Here is a 14,771-nt window from a genome sequence, read left to right as displayed (position 1 = left end):
AGGGCTTCTTCAAAAAATGCGATGGTTGCGAGTCGCGGGGCGTTTATATAAGGTCTCATGCTTATGTTTGACAGCAATTGGCAAGAAGAATGGCACTCAGAGAAGACATCAACAGCGCGCTGAAACAGGCGATGCGTGACCGCGCGGCGGACCGGCTCTCCACTTTGCGCCTGATCATGGCTGCGATCAAGGATCGGGACATTGCGGCGCGGGGCGAAGGCGAAGAAGGCAGCAGCGGCGTGTCGGATGCAGATATCCTGTCGATTCTCGCCAAGATGGTGAAACAACGTCAGGAAAGTGCGCGTACCTATGAAGAAGGTGGGCGATTGGATTTGGCAGAACGGGAACTGTCTGAGATCACCATCATCGAGGAATTCCTGCCCAAGCAGCTGAGCGATGACGAGATTGTCGAGGCGGTGAAAGCGGCGGTGGCTGAGGTGGGCGCAGAGTCCATTCGCGACATGGGCAAGGTCATGGGCGCGTTGAAGGCGAAATACACCGGCCAGATGGATTTTGGCAAAGTCGGCCCGATGGTGAAAGACCAGCTCGCCAACGGCTAAGATGATCGCTTGAGATTTGAAACGGCCTCGCCTTATTGGGCGGGGCCGTTTTTATTTGGACTCAGTCCACCACGCCCGCACCGGTGAAGCCACATTCGTCCATGGCTTTCACATAAGCGGCGGTGAAACCGTCGAGGAAAAAACTGGAAAACACATGGCCGCCAACAACTGCGTCGAGTTGGTGGTTTTTGCGCATGGCGCGCAGCACCCATTGACTGTCGGGATGGTCAAAGCGGAAAAAGGCGTGTGCAAAGCCGTCTTCGTCAAAATACCCGCTGACCACAGCGTCCATGCTGTCTTCATCATCAAACCGGATGTAAACAGGTTGCCCCTCCTGCATCACGGTTGGGTAGCCGCGAATGGCGTGCTCGCTGATCGAGACGCCCGGGAAAAAGTCTGGTGGACCGCCGTCGCCGTTGCTGATTTCGATGCTCAGGGAAGGCTCGCCATCCCCACCGGTGAGCGCGGTGCAGGTGCGGCGCAGGTCTTCGCCGGTGTCGATGGTTTCGGCAAACACGCGCCAGGAGCCGTATTCCCAATAGCCGCTGTCCACTGGCGTTGGCGCGGGCGCGTTGTTGGTGGGCGCTTGCGATGGGGCGGTGGTGTTGGCGGTGAAGGCCAAAAGGCCAACGGCAAAAAGCTTCATAAAATGTGTCCCTGTTCTGTCTGGCGGCAGGGTTTCAGAAAAACCCTGACAAACCTTTGACGAGAATAGAGCTTTGGAGTGTTTTGCCTAGGATTGATTTTAGGGGCGTGGCCATAGCATTGGGAACCAGTCTTCGCGCAGCTTTTGGCCTTTGGTCATGTCGTGTCCTGGGAAAGGCGGCGAGGTGGGGCCGGGGCGCTCGACGTAACGCGCGTCGTCGCCAAGCAGGCGCAGGGAAAAGGCGCGGCGGCGTTGAGTGGCGATGTTGCCCCGCGCGCCATGCAGGATGTGGTAGTTGAAGGCCACGGCGTCGCCGGGTTCCATCTCCCATTCCAGCACGCGCATGCCTTCGGCATCTGGATCGGGGATCGGCATGTATGTGTCTTCGTCTGGGAAAAAGCTCTCCTCGCTGACCCAGCGGGTGGGCAGGACCGGCTTTTTCCATTTGTGACTGCCCGCCACCATACGCAGAGTGGCGTCTTTCACCGGATCAAGCGGCGACCAGAAGCTGATGGTTTGCTGGCCCTCGACAAAATAATACGGCCCGTCGGTGTGCCAGGGGGTGGCCATCGAGGTGCCGGGTTCTTTCACCAGCACATGGTCGTGGAACATCTGGACTGTGTTAGATTGCATCAGTTGCGCGGCGACTTCGGCGGCGTCGGAGGTTTCGATGACCTGCTGAAATTCCGGGATGCGCTGCCAGTTGCAGTAGTCGTCAAAGAAACGGCCGGTTTGGCCTGTTTTTTCGTTGTTAGACGCATAAGGACCGGGCTCTGCCAGGTTGCGTTCCACTCCTTTGCGCAGTGTCTCGACGTGATCTGCAAACAGCCCGCGGATCAGGACAACGCCGTCCTGCTGATAGGTGTCGATGTCCTTGGCTGTGAGCGTGACCATGATGTTGCCTCCCCAAAAGTGCGACGCTCACGGTGGGGTGGGACAAGAAAACCGTCAAGTGGTTTTAGACTTGGGTGGCGTGCAGACGCAGCGACTTAGCGATTTCGAGCAGGCGCGGGCCAAGGTCATTCTCCATGCGGTCTTTGGTCAGGAAGGGGGCAGGGCCACCCAGGTTTAGGGCCATGTCTGGTGCGGCGTCGCTTGCCATTGGAAAGGGCACGGCGAGGGAATGCACGCCTTCGTGCCAATCGCCGTAGTTCACATAGAACCCTTTTTCCGCGATCTGTGCCGCAGCGGCGTGAATGCCGTCGAGAATGGCAGGCCAGCGCTCCGGACCATGGTGGTCCGCCAAGGCTTCGAGGATTTCGGCGCGTTCCTCGGGTTTGCAGCCTGCGATATAGGCGCGGCCCATGGCGGAGCGGGCCAGCGAAATGCGGGAGCCAACGCCGAGTTGCAGCGACATCATGCCGTGGTCTGCACGGGCGCAGGCGAGGTAAGTCACGGTGTGATCGTCACGCGCGCCAAGAGCCACTTGCACGCCGTCACCAGCGTAATCGGCGAGGCGCTGCATGTGGTCTTTTGCAGCGTCGCGGATGGGTAAGGAGCCCAAGCAGGCAAAGCCAAGGCTCAGAGCGGGCACACCAATGCGGTAGCGGCCGGTTTGCTCATCATAAAGCAGGTAGCCGGTTTGCAGGAGCGTGTAGGTCAGGCGCGAAATGGTCGAGTTCGGCAGACCGGTGCGCTCGGCAATGTCGCGGTTGGACAGACCCGCGCGGTCGCGGGGACGAAAGCAGCGCAGCACATCCAAGCCGCGCGACAGGGCGGTGACAAACTGGCGGTCTGTTTCGGGAGATGGGGTGTCGCTGGTGGTGGGCGTGCGTTTTCTCATCGTTGAAGCTCACGGCAGTATAATTGAGGGCTGCGCCTGCCTGGGTGGGCGCAGAAAGCGCCTGCCGAGGGACAGGCAGGCGCAGCCCGGCGGTGCCGGGCAGGGGAAGGCAAGTGGAGGCTCATTGGTAGGCGCCTATTTCCGCATGGTGGAATTTTCTATCGCTCATGAGAGTTCTTTCCACAAGACCTTGCCGACGCCGGATTTTGGCAACGCGTCGATGAATTCCACGATGGTGGGGCATTTGTAGGCGCTCATCTGAGTCTTGCACCATGCGATGATAGCGTCTTCCGTGAGTGTGTCGCGGGCCTCGGTTTGGGGCACGACAAAGGCTTTCACACATTCGCCGCGGCGGTCGTCTTTGGCGCCGACCACGCAGCATTCGGCAATGTCTGGATGATGCAGCATCAGCATTTCGATTTCAGCGGGCCAGACTTTGAAGCCTGCGGCGTTGACCATGCGTTTGACGCGGTCGACCATGAAGAAGTAGCCGTCTGCGTCGCGGTAGCCGATGTCGCCGGAGCGGAAGAACGGCACGCCGTCAATCTCCACAAAGGCTTCGGCAGTGGCGTCTCGGCGTTGCCAGTAGCCGGTGAAGTTCTGCGGGGCATGCATGACAATCTCACCGACTTCACCGTGGGGCAGTTCGGTGTCGCCGCCGATTTCCATCACGCGGCTGTCGACCTCATAAATGGGCTGGCCAAGGCATTGGCGTTTGGGCGCGTCCATGGGATTGATGTGAGTGGCGGCCATGGTTTCGGACAGGCCGTAGCCTTCGATGTAGTCCAGACCGGTCATGTCTTTAAGCCGCTTGGCTATGGCGTCTGGCATGGCCGCGCCGCCGCCGCCGATCATCTCCAAGGTGGAGAGGTCGTAGCTATCAAAATCCGGGTCGTTCACCAGATCAATCGCCATGGTGGCAATCGAGCGCCAGCGGGAGATTTTGTAGCGTTGGATCAGGCCAGCGGCCAGTTTGGAAGACCAGCGCGGCAGGATCACGTTGCGCCCGCCGGTCAGGATTGGTGCGCACATGCCGCCGACCATGCCGGTGACGTGGAAGAAGGGCAGCGCGGCGAGATGCACGGTGTCTTCATGTGGCGGGTTCCAGATCACGCTGGCGTAGAGGGAGGCCAGAAAGGTGCGATGTGTGTGCATACAGCCTTTGGGTTGGCCGGTGGTGCCTGAGCTGTAGGGAATGACGGCGAGGTCATCGCTTGTGGCGTCGCGGGGGGCGGGCACATGGCCTGCGTCTAGAGCCGATTGGAAGCCGGTGATGCCGAGGGCTTCGGCGTCCTGCTCAGACATGGCCTGTGCCAGGTTGGGCGGGATCAGGTCAAAATCGGCTTGTCCCATGTCGGTCATGCGGGTGCCGATCAGCGTGGCTAGGTCGCCGCGCTTGAGGGCGGGTAATATGTGCTCGGACAGCTCCAGCGCGCAGACGGCGATTTTGGCACCGGTGTCCGCGACGAGATAGTCGATCTCGGCCTGCTTGTTCATCGGGTTCACTGGCACCACAGCGCCGCCAGCGCGCAGGATGGCGAAGAAGCTGATGATGTATTGTGGGCAATTCTGGGTGTAGAGCAGCACGCGGTCGCCTTTGGAAAGACCGATATGTTGCAGATAGCCAGCCAGTGCGTCTACGCGGCTGGCGATGTCACGGTAAGTGTAGTCAGCGCCGTTGTAAGTCACGGCGATGCTATCACCCCATTTGACCACGGCTTCATCCATGCTGACATCAATCGGCTGATCTGGCCTGTCAAAGGTCCAGTCTTTGCCAGTGGGCCAGAAATCCGGAATGCGGGCGTTTGGGTGGGGCATGGTGCCGTCCTTTGATCTTGCATGTCCGCGCGGGGCGTACGCCAGCCTAGCGTGGCATTGCGGGATTTCAGCGGGAAATCTTGCGCAAGTGTCGTCGCGTCGTTTTTTGCAGGAAGGCCGCGAAACAGATGTTCGCGTGGCGGAAGCCGCCGTAGACTGGGGCCAACATGTAGATGCGAGGGAGGCTCACGATGGGCGAGAAAAAGGTCACCGTGGAATTTGTGGAAGATGTGGCGCTGATCTGCATTGATAACCCGCCGGTGAACGCCAGCGGCGTGGCTGTGCGGCAGGGGATTGTCGATGCGCTTGAAGAGATCAAGGCGGCGGGATCGGCCAAAGCGATTGGTCTCTACTGCGCGGGGCGTACGTTCATTGCCGGAGCGGACATCACCGAATTTGGCAAGCCGCCTCTGCAGCCGGGCTTGCCGGAGGTCTGCAACATCCTTGAGGACAACGAGACGCCGATTGTGGCGGTGATCCATGGCACGGCGCTGGGCGGTGGTCTGGAAACTGCTATGGGCTGTCACGCGCGGGTGGCTGTTCCAACCGCGAAAGTAGGGTTGCCCGAAGTGCTACTTGGTATTCTGCCGGGTGCCGGTGGCACGCAGCGGGCACCACGTTTGGCGGGGATTGCCAATGCGTTGGACCTAATCTTGTCGGGGCGGCATGTGCCTGCGAAAGACGCGTTGGCAATGGGGCTTGTGGACCGCATCGACGAAGGGGAACCGCGCGACGTGGCTTTGGCGGCGGCGAAGGATGTCGTTGCTGGGACGTTGGCAACGCGCCGGACCGGTGAGTTGAGCACAACGCCGGATGATGCGGCGATTGAGGTCACTATGGCAGCGGTTCAAAAGAAGCATCCGCATCTGATTTCGCCGCAGAAATGTGTGGAGTGTGTCGCAGCGTCGACCGGGGATTTCCAAGAGGGGCTGGCGTTTGAGCGGGCGCGGTTTATGGAGTGTTTGCCCTCGCCACAGTCCAAAGGTTTGATCCATGCGTTCTTTGGCGAGCGGGCGGTGGCCAACATCCCGGAGAAGAAAGCGCGGCCACGTGACATTGCCAGCGTGGGGGTGATTGGCGGCGGGACCATGGGCTCCGGCATTTCGACTTCGGCTTTGATGACGGGGCTGCCCGTAACGCTGATTGAAGTGTCGCAGGAAGGTCTGGATCGTGGCGTTGCGACAATCACCGGCAATCTGGATGGCGCGGTGAAGCGCGGGAAAATGAGCCAAGAAATGCGGGATGCGGCACTGGCGAACCTGACAGCGTCGACCGAGACGGAGAGCCTTGCGGACGTCGATCTGGTGATCGAGGCGGTGTTTGAGAAGATGGAGATCAAGAAGGAGATCTTCACCAAGCTGGATGCCATCTGCAAAGAGGGCGCGGTGCTGGCGTCCAACACGTCTTACCTCGACGTGGATGAGATCGCGGCCACGACCAAACGGCCGCAGGATGTGTTGGGACTGCACTTCTTCTCCCCGGCGCACATCATGAAACTGCTTGAGGTGGTTGTGGGCGAGAAGACCGCGCCAGAGGTTGTTGCCACCGGTTTTGCGCTGGCGAAGAAGATGCGTAAGGTGGCTGTGCGTGCTGGCGTCTGTGATGGGTTCATCGGCAACCGCATTCTCGGCCACTACCTGAAAACCGCGAGCTATCTGGTGCTCGACGGCGCGCATCCCGATCAGGTGGACAAGGCGCTGGAAGGCTTTGGCTTTGCCATGGGGCCGCATCGTGTGGGCGATCTGGCCGGGCTGGATATTGGCTATATGACCCGCAAACGGCTGGCGGCAACCCGGCCTGCGGAGGAGCGCTATGGCGGCGCCATTGCCGACCGACTGAGCGAAAATGGCTGGAACGGGCGCAAGACCGCCAAAGGCTACTTTGTCTATGAGGGGCGAGAGACGCTGGAGAACCCGGACCTGAACGCCATCATCGACGAAGAGCGCGCCAAGGCGGGTGTCACGCCGCGTGACTTCAGCGACGCGGAGATTGTCGACCGCTACATGACCGCGATGATTTCAGAGGCCGCGCGGGTGGTTGAAGATGGCATCGCGCTGCGGCCTGTGGATGTCGATGTGGTGTTCTTGTCTGGTTACGGGTTCCCGCGTTTCCGCGGTGGGCCTTTGCATTATGCCGACACCATTGGCGCGGAAGAACTGGTGAAGCGGATTGAGGCTTATGCCCAAGAAGATGCGCATTATTGGCAAGTGCCTGCACTGCTTCGGAAAATGGCCGAGGATGGCAGCAGCTTTGCGGATTTGAACAAGGGGAAGTGATGCTATGGACCTGAGTTATTCCAAAGAAGACTTGGCGTTTCGCGATGAGGTGCGGGCATTTCTGGCGGAGCATTTGCCAGAGGAGATTTCCAGCGCGGTGCGGGCAGGCGGCGAGCTGACCAAGGCGATGATGGAAGCATGGCACGCCATTCTGAACACGCGCGGTTGGCTGGCGACGATCTGGCCAAAAGAGTTTGGTGGGCCGGGATGGTCACCCGTTCAGAAGCATATTTTTGAAGAAGAATGCTGTCGCGCCTATGCGCCACGTATTGTGCCCTTTGGCCTCAATATGCTGGGGCCGGTGCTGATCAAGTTTGGCTCCGAGGAACAGCAGAGCCATTACTTGCCGCGCATTCTGGACGGCACCGATTGGTGGTGTCAGGGGTACTCGGAACCGGGGGCAGGGTCGGACTTGGCCTCGCTCAAAACCAAGGCCGAGCGAGATGGTGACGAATGGGTCATCAACGGTCAGAAGACCTGGACCACCTTGGGGCAGCACGCCGATTGGATTTTCTGCCTGTGTCGAACCGATCCGGACGCCAAGAAGCAGGAAGGCATCAGCTTCATTCTTGTGGATATGGCGACGCCGGGCATTGAGGTGCGCCCGATCAAGCTGATCGAAGGCGGACATGAGGTAAACGAGGTGTTCTTCACTGATGTGCGGGTGCCGATTGGCAACCTTGTGGGGGAAGAGAACAAAGGCTGGACCATTGCCAAGTTCCTGCTGACCCATGAGCGCACGGGGATTGCCGGGGTGGGCTTCTCGATGCAAGCCTTGGAAGAGGTGAAGGCGATAGCGCGCAGCACAATGCGCGGGGGCAAGCCTTTGATCGAAAACCCGTTGTTTGCGGCGCGGATTGCGCAGGCGGAGATTGACCTTGAGGCGATGAAGATCACCAACCTGCGGATGCTGTTCAAGGCGCAGGAACAAGGCGCGCCTGGGCCGGAGACCTCTCTCTTGAAGATCAAAGGCACGGTGATCAATCAGGAACTCAAAGATCTTGCACGGCGGGCGCTTGGCCCAGCTGCTGCACCGTTCCCGGGGCATGTCACCGAGGGCAACCTGATGTTTGGCCCAGCTGATACCGAGCACAATGCGGCGCGGTATTTCAACAACCGCAAAACCTCGATCTTCGGTGGGTCCAACGAGATCCAACGCAACATCGTGACCAAAACCATGCTGGAGCTTTGAGATGGACTTTAATCTGACCGAAGATCGCCAGATGTTGGCGGACACGTTGGGGCGTTTCCTGGGCGAGCAATACCCGGTCGAGCACCGCATAAAGGTGGCTTATGATGCGCCGTTTCATGATCCTGCTCTGTGGGACCAACTTGTGGAGCTTGGTGTACTCTATGCTCTGGCGCCTGAGGACGCTGGCGGCATGGGCGGCAGCGGGTTTGACATTTCCGTTGTGTTTGAAGCGCTTGGCAAGGCGTTGTGCCCGGAGCCTGTACTGGGAGCGCTGATGGCTTCTCGATTGCTGGCAGCTGCGGGTGCGGATCAGGAGGCGTTGCTGACCGGAGCGACAAAATATGCCGTAGGCATCACAGAGATCGACGCGCCATATGAGTTGGACCAGATCGCCACCGTGGCCACGGCCAAGGGGGATGGGTTCACCCTGTCAGGGCGCAAGTCCACCGTCTATGGTGGGCAGGTGGCGGATGTGGTGCTGGTTGCAGCCAAACATGGCGACGGGTTGGGGGTCTTTGCGGTGAACGCAAGCGACGCCAATGTGACCGGCTACGGCATGATGGACGGCGGCGGCGCGGCAGAGGCGCTGCTGGATGACACGTCTGCGACGTTGGTCTTGGCGGACGCCGAGTCAGCTCTGCAAGATGCTGTAAACGCAGGCATTGTTGCCTTGTGTGCGGAGGCTGTGGGCGCGATGGAGGTGACCCATGCGACCACCGTGGACTACCTCAAGCAGCGCAAGCAGTTTGGCATTCCGATTGGCAAGTTTCAGGTGCTGCAACATCGCGCGGTGGACATGTTGACGGAAATTGAACAGGCGCGCTCGATCACGATCAAAGCGGCGGCGGAGCTTGGGGGCGATGATGCGTCCAAATATGCGTCCATGGCCAAAAACATGATTGGTCGTGCGGCGCGTCTGGTAGCGGAGGAGAGCATTCAGTTGCACGGCGGGATCGCCATGACCTGGGAATATGCGGTGAGCCACTATGCCAAACGGTTGATCATGCTCGATGCGCAGTTGGGCGACACGGATTATCACTTGAGCAAAGTTATTAAGGGCTATGCGGCGTAGGCTGTTGGTTGTTGATTGAGAAAACGCCCTGCAATGTCGGGGCGTTTTCTACTTTAGGCTCCGGCGCGACGGCGTTTGCCTGCGGTGAGCTTGCGGCCGTCACGAATGTTGAGGCCCAGCAAGGTCAGGTTGGCGGCTCCGGCGAGTAATTCGAAGGCTTGCACAACATAGAATGCAGTATCAAAACTGCCTGCCTGTGCCTTGGTTGCGAGGAACAGCGCGGCGGGGATCAGGATTAGGATTCCGTTTGCAGCCACAATCGGCATGCGTTTGGATTTTGCGCCCAATACGCCTGCCTTGCGGCCTTTTGCGAGTTTTGCACCGGTGACACCGGCAAGTACCATTGCGGGGATCAGGATGGAGAAGCCGTAGGGAATCGCGGTTTTCACAGCTGTAATCGCGGTGTGATCCAGAAAAACTTCGGAAAATAGCGTGGAAATCCAGAAGGTTGCAACGGTTGCAGTGGCCAGGGCGGCAGCGGCTTTGTGAATCGTGGATAGCATGGGAATCTCCATTTACATAGCTTGCTATATTGTATTGTATAGTTTGCTATATAATGCAAGGCTATTGGTATGGATTTTCGAACTGAAACCTCATTGGGCTATGTGGTGAACCATTTCGCTCGGCTTATGGCGCGTGACTTGGAAGCACGAATTAAGCCGCATGGAATCGCGCTGGGCGCGTTTCCAGCCTTGCTACATTTGTGGGAAAAAGACGGGCTGACCCAAAAGGAGCTGGTCGCCAAGTTGGGCATTGAGCAGCCGACTTTGGCGGCGACTTTGACCCGTATGGAGCGGGACGGGCTGGTCACCCGTCAACGCGACGCAGGGGACGGTCGCGTGCAGCGGATACGGTTGACTGAAAAGGCTCGCGCATTGCGAGAGGTGGCCTATGCCGAGGCAACGACGGTGAATGCGCGGGCGGTGGCTGATCTCACGGGAGCAGAGCAACAGCAGCTTTTAGAACTGATGAGGCGTGTGATCTCCACGTTGGAGACCACACCAGAGAGTGGTTAACCCAAGACTCCAGGCCAGTTAGCGAGACCCTTTTTGATGTTGCCGGGAATGTCCTGCCGCCAAAGCTCCTGCGCGCGCAGGTTGGCGTTGAGATAGAGCACGTCGTCGTAGATGGTCCAGGCTTCTGGGATGGTCGGTGCGAGGTAGCCTTTGGAGGCGGCGTAGGCGCAGTAGCCACCAAAACGAGGCGCGTAAGTCTCTGGATTGGCTTGGAACTTCGCCGCGTTTTGGGCGGAGGCAAAGCGCCAGGTCGCGCCGTTCCAGTCGACAAGGTTTGCTGCAGATCCCTCGACCGGTTTCTGCTCGCTGAAATAGGCCACTGGATCATAACCGTTGATCGCGATCGGATTTTGAAACACCTCCGGTTCGCGGGCCAAGGCGCGCTGTGGTGTGAGCGCGTAGGCAAGTGGGGCGGTGGCAAAAAGGCCAAGGGCGGCGCGGCGTGTGAGCATGATTGTTCCTCCTATGTTGGAGGCAATATAGCCGTGCAAATTTGGCTTTGGACCCCAGGTCACCAAGAGGTGAACTCTGTGTCAGAATGGAAGGGCGGCCACACTGGGCCGCCTATTGTTGTTCTAGTGCAAGAAGTTAGAGAACCTCAAAGAGGCCCGCAGCACCCATGCCGCCGCCGACGCACATGGTGCAGACGACATATTTGGCACCGCGACGTTTGCCTTCGATGAGGGCGTGGCCAACCATCCGCGCGCCGGACATGCCGTAGGGGTGGCCGATGGAAATAGCGCCGCCGTTGACGTTTAAGATCTCGTTTGGGATGCCCAACACGCGGGCGGAGTGCAGCACCTGACAGGCGAAGGCTTCGTTGAGCTCCCAGAGGCCGATGTCGTCGATTTTTAAGCCGTAAGCTTTGAGCAATTTGGGCACTGCGTAGATCGGGCCAATGCCCATTTCGTCCGGTTCCAGCCCGGCTGCCATCACGCCTACGTAACGCCCCAGCGGCTCAAGGCCTTGTTTTTCGGCCATTTTGGCTTCCATGATCACCGAGGCGGAGGCGCCGTCTGACAGTTGGCTGGCGTTGCCAGCGGTGATGTGTTGGCCTTGTTTGACCTGCTGCCCGTCTTTGAACACGGGGTTTAAGCCTTGCAGGTTTTCGAGCGTGGTGGAGGGGCGGTTGCCCTCGTCTTTTTCAAGCGTCACCTCTTGAAAGGTCACCTCTTTGGTCTCTTTGTCCATCACGCCCATGGTGGAGGTCAGCGGCACAATCTCGTCGTCAAACTTGCCAGCTGCCTGCGCTGCGGCGGTGCGATTTTGGGATTGCAGGGCATAGGCGTCTTGGTCCTCGCGGGTCACGCCGTAGCGGGCCGCGACGATCTCGGCAGTTTCCAGCATGGACATGTAGAGCGCCGGTTTGTGTTCCTTGATCCACGGGTCGACACGGCGATCCATGCGCATTTTGTCGTTTTGCACCAGAGAGATGGACTCCACGCCGCCACCAATCGCCACGTCCATGCCGTCGTGTACGATTTGCTTGGCAGCTGTGGCGATGGCCATCATGCCGGAGGCGCATTGGCGGTCCAAGGACATACCCGCAACGGTTACAGGTAGGCCTGCGCGGATCACCGCTTGACGGGCGATGTTGCCGCCGGTGGCGCCTTGCTGAAGCGCGGCGCCGATGATGCAATCTTCTACCTCATGGCCATCCAAACCGGCACGGCTAACCGCGTGAGAGACCGCGTGGCCAATCAATTCCTGGGCTTGGGTGTTATTGAAAGCGCCGCGGTAGGCCTTGCCAATCGGCGTGCGGGCGGTGGAGACAATGAGGGCGTCGCGCATGTCTAAAAGTCCTGATTTTTCACGTCGGTATTGCGTCTGTATCGCGGCTGTATTGCGGAGGTGCGAGTTGCGGCCTTAACTGGCCTGTGCGTAGGTTTCGACACCTTGCTCAAAGCGCAGGTTTTTCCATTGCGCGACCAGCGCCGGTTTGTCTTCGCCTTTGATTTCGACAGTCACGTTCCACTGCATTTCGATCACGCCGGGCTGCGGCTCAGAATATTTGGCCAGAGTGAAGCGGCCACGGATTTCGGCGTCTGCTCTGACGGGGGCGACAAAGCGCACGCGGTCAAAGCCGTAGTTGATGCCGGTGCTTTCCGCTTCGGTGCGCGGCACGGCATTGGCGATCATCTGGCTGAGCAGCGAGAGGGTTAGAAAACCGGGGGCAACGGTGCCGCCATAGGGTGTGTCTTTGGCCGCATCAGGATCTGTGTGAATACTCTGTGCTTCGCCGGTGGCCAGGGCAAAGGCGTCGATCATAGCCTGATCAATTTTGACCCATTTGGAGAGGCCAAATTCACAGCCCACACCGTCTTCGAGTTTGAGGATTCTAGAAATCATACCTTCGGCCTCCCAACCGTTGTCCGCACATCGACACATTCCCCCATGCGGAAAGAACTTCCGCTCTTGCTCTAAGAGACGGGATTCGGGGCGTTCTGTCAATATGCGGAAAGTTATTCCGCATAGCGGAATTATTGACTTTGCGCAGCAGATTGGGCCCTCGAAGAGAGGGGCCACGGGATCGATGTTTAGATGGTTCGGTGGTTAGGTGCGTTTGCGCCGACCGCGCATCAAATGGACAAAGAGTAATGCGCCGGCAGGCCAGATGACCCAAAAGAAGCCGCTCCAGGAAAAGAGGTTGATCAAAACCAATGCTCCGACAACGATGGCACCGCGCACAAAGGGGAGGCTCCGGCGTTCTGTGACCCAGAGCGGCGCAGCTTGCAGAAGCCAAACTGTCAGCAAGATTAGGCCGGGCCAATGTGCCCAAATCCCACGGTCAGAAACAATATCAATCAAACACAGCCCAGCGAAAATCAGGCCAAATTGTTTTGCGCGGCGCGTGAGCCGCTCCTGAAGATCGTCGTCTACTGGCGTGTTCAAAACGGTTTCAGGCCGCTTTTTGTTCAGCACCTCGTCAAACTCATCGTCCGGCCAGTCGCTGGCCTTGGGTTTGGCGGAGGGCTGTGTCGGGCCGTTGTGCGCTTTGGCGCGGTTTGGCCGCTCCGGCTCTGGGACGTGCATTTTGGGTTCGGCCTGTGCCAAGTTGGAGACACAATACACCTGCACACCTTCGGAAAAGTTCTTGGGGCGGCGTTCGCCGATGTAGTCAAAGCCGACTGAAAGCTTGCTGCGCACCTGATCATAGACCTGTTGTGACAGCAGAATGCCACCGGGCTCCGCCATGCTTTGCAGACGTGCGGCGAGGTTGACGCCTTCGCCAAGCAGATCTTCGCCATCCACCATCACATCCCCCAAGTGAATGCCGATGCGGAAATTCAGCGCGGTCTCGGGATCGTGTTGCAGGTCTCCGAGTTCGCGTTGTACCTCAATTGCACATTGCACAGCCTCAACCACGGAGGGGAACTCGGCGATCAGGCCGTCGCCTGCCGTGTTCGCGACACGGCCATGATGGCGGGAGATGAATTTCTTAAACACAGCGCGCGCTGCCTTGAGAGACCGGAGGCCTTCCTCCTCATTCAATTCCATCACTCGGCTGTAGCCAGCGGCATCCGCAGCAAGAATGGTTGTGAGCTTCCGTTGAATGTCGGAGGGCATAGCAAAACTCTCATGTTAAAGCGATTAACTTTGTGCGTGGTTATATGGGGCGCGGCCAAAATGGATCAAGCCCCATATGCACAGGAATGCCCAGTATTTTTGGGGCCAGATTGCGATAGGCTGTCGTTTTGATACGCGTACGACCTTGGTGTGCTTGCAGCTGTTTGTGCAACTGCCTAGGTTGGCGACAGCGAGCCACAGGAGGAGAGCCAAAATGCATATGAGTGATCAACGCGAAATTGCGGCCCCAGTGGCTGAGGTCTGGGCGGCTTTGTTGAGTGCAGATAGCCTGCTTCACTGTGTGCCCGGCGCTAAAGAAGTGACCGGCAATGCTGACGACGGCTTTGAGGCCACGGTGGTGCAGAAGGTCGGCCCGGTGAAGGCAACCTTCAAAGGCCAGGTTGCCTTGTCCAATCTGGTGGAAGGGGAGAGCCTGACCTTGACCGGTGAAGGCAAGGGCGGCGCGGCGGGCTTTGCCAAAGGCGGCGCGGATGTGACATTGGCGGCCAGCGAGACCGGCACGCTGTTGAGTTATGAGGTGGACGCCAAGGTGGGCGGCAAGCTGGCGCAATTGGGCAGCCGGTTGATTGACGGGTTTGCCAAGAAGATGGCGGATCAGTTTTTCACCAACTTGCAGACCTCACTGGAAGGACCTGCGGAAGAGGCTGCGGACGCGGATGCCGACGAGGCGCCGAAAAAGAGCCTGTTGAAGCGCATGACCGGCGGCTGATGCGGCGTCTGCATCGGATGTTTCTCTAACAGATTGCGCCACCGGGCTTGTAGAGCCGTGCGGTGGTGCACATATTCCTCTGAAAATTTGTGCACTTGGCGCGGATCATCC

Annotated in this window: 15 protein-coding genes; 6 read left to right on the top strand and 9 right to left on the bottom strand. The window is 59.0% G+C overall.

Translation table 11 applies throughout. From position 1 onward, the window contains the following. The first annotated feature begins 89 nt into the window (after positions 1–89). Positions 90–560: a GatB/YqeY domain-containing protein gene (locus tag JXR15_RS00435; RefSeq protein ID WP_299424230.1), complete on the top strand. Its 471-nt coding sequence runs from the start codon at positions 90–92 to the stop codon at positions 558–560. A 61-nt stretch (positions 561–621) separates the two neighbouring features. Here the strand turns inward: JXR15_RS00435 and JXR15_RS00430 are convergent, their stop codons facing one another. The 4 genes from JXR15_RS00430 to JXR15_RS00415 form a co-directional block, all read right to left on the bottom strand. After that, positions 622–1,206, bottom strand: coding sequence for a hypothetical protein (locus JXR15_RS00430; RefSeq protein WP_422051301.1), 585 nt, complete (start codon positions 1,204–1,206; stop codon positions 622–624). 99 nt (positions 1,207–1,305) lie between these two features. Beyond that, a complete protein-coding gene (locus tag JXR15_RS00425) occupies positions 1,306–2,100 on the bottom strand; it encodes a phytanoyl-CoA dioxygenase family protein (RefSeq protein WP_422051300.1) in 795 nt (264 codons plus the stop codon). A gap of 64 nt (positions 2,101–2,164) precedes the next feature. Beyond that, positions 2,165–2,989 (bottom strand): IclR family transcriptional regulator, encoded by an 825-nt coding sequence (locus JXR15_RS00420; RefSeq protein WP_422051299.1) that lies wholly within the window; start codon positions 2,987–2,989, stop codon positions 2,165–2,167. A 165-nt stretch (positions 2,990–3,154) separates the two neighbouring features. Further along, positions 3,155–4,807 (bottom strand): long-chain-fatty-acid--CoA ligase, encoded by a 1,653-nt coding sequence (locus tag JXR15_RS00415; RefSeq protein WP_422051298.1) that lies wholly within the window; start codon positions 4,805–4,807, stop codon positions 3,155–3,157. Positions 4,808–4,998: 191 nt separating this feature from the next. Between JXR15_RS00415 and JXR15_RS00410 the strand changes: the two genes are divergently transcribed. From JXR15_RS00410 to JXR15_RS00400, 3 genes are read left to right on the top strand one after another with little or no spacing between them, the layout of a single operon-like run. After that, a complete protein-coding gene (locus JXR15_RS00410; RefSeq protein ID WP_422051297.1) occupies positions 4,999–7,083 on the top strand; it encodes a 3-hydroxyacyl-CoA dehydrogenase NAD-binding domain-containing protein in 2,085 nt (694 codons plus the stop codon). Between the two features lie 4 nt (positions 7,084–7,087). Then, positions 7,088–8,275, top strand: coding sequence for an acyl-CoA dehydrogenase family protein (locus JXR15_RS00405; RefSeq protein WP_422051296.1), 1,188 nt, complete (start codon positions 7,088–7,090; stop codon positions 8,273–8,275). A 1-nt stretch (position 8,276) separates the two neighbouring features. Next, complete coding sequence (locus JXR15_RS00400) at positions 8,277–9,347, top strand: acyl-CoA dehydrogenase family protein (protein ID WP_422051295.1); 1,071 nt, start codon at positions 8,277–8,279, stop codon at positions 9,345–9,347. Positions 9,348–9,400: 53 nt separating this feature from the next. Here the strand turns inward: JXR15_RS00400 and JXR15_RS00395 are convergent, their stop codons facing one another. Further along, the gene (locus tag JXR15_RS00395; protein WP_422051294.1) at positions 9,401–9,850 is read right to left on the bottom strand and encodes a hypothetical protein; all 450 of its coding nucleotides are present in this window, start codon (positions 9,848–9,850) and stop codon (positions 9,401–9,403) included. A 69-nt stretch (positions 9,851–9,919) separates the two neighbouring features. On the opposite strand from JXR15_RS00395, the gene JXR15_RS00390 reads away from it, so the two are divergent. Next, positions 9,920–10,363 (top strand): MarR family winged helix-turn-helix transcriptional regulator, encoded by a 444-nt coding sequence (locus JXR15_RS00390; protein WP_422051293.1) that lies wholly within the window; start codon positions 9,920–9,922, stop codon positions 10,361–10,363. Here JXR15_RS00390 and JXR15_RS00385 read toward each other — a convergent pair. The 4 genes from JXR15_RS00385 to JXR15_RS00370 all read right to left on the bottom strand — a co-directional run bounded on the left by JXR15_RS00385 (position 10,360) and on the right by JXR15_RS00370 (position 13,930). Continuing rightward, complete coding sequence (locus JXR15_RS00385; protein WP_422051292.1) at positions 10,360–10,815, bottom strand: YHS domain-containing (seleno)protein; 456 nt, start codon at positions 10,813–10,815, stop codon at positions 10,360–10,362. The two genes, JXR15_RS00390 and JXR15_RS00385, sit on opposite strands and share 4 nt — an antisense overlap. 136 nt (positions 10,816–10,951) lie before the next feature. Next, complete coding sequence (locus tag JXR15_RS00380; protein WP_422051291.1) at positions 10,952–12,154, bottom strand: acetyl-CoA C-acyltransferase; 1,203 nt, start codon at positions 12,152–12,154, stop codon at positions 10,952–10,954. 75 nt (positions 12,155–12,229) lie between these two features. Beyond that, entirely contained in the window at positions 12,230–12,712 is a 483-nt protein-coding gene (locus tag JXR15_RS00375) for a MaoC family dehydratase (RefSeq protein ID WP_422051290.1), read from the bottom strand. Between the two features lie 204 nt (positions 12,713–12,916). Continuing rightward, the gene (locus JXR15_RS00370) at positions 12,917–13,930 is read right to left on the bottom strand and encodes an adenylate/guanylate cyclase domain-containing protein (RefSeq protein ID WP_422051289.1); all 1,014 of its coding nucleotides are present in this window, start codon (positions 13,928–13,930) and stop codon (positions 12,917–12,919) included. Positions 13,931–14,144: 214 nt separating this feature from the next. Between JXR15_RS00370 and JXR15_RS00365 the strand changes: the two genes are divergently transcribed. Further along, positions 14,145–14,660 carry a CoxG family protein gene (locus JXR15_RS00365; protein ID WP_422051288.1) on the top strand — a complete coding sequence of 172 codons (516 nt, stop codon included), beginning with the start codon at positions 14,145–14,147 and terminating at the stop codon, positions 14,658–14,660. The last annotated feature ends 111 nt before the right edge of the window (positions 14,661–14,771 follow it).

The sequence above is a fragment of the Shimia sp. genome (assembly GCF_049116215.1).
Lineage (GTDB): Bacteria > Pseudomonadota > Alphaproteobacteria > Rhodobacterales > Rhodobacteraceae > Shimia.
Note: the sequence above shows the minus strand (reverse complement) of the source record. Positions and strands in the feature narration are given on the sequence as shown.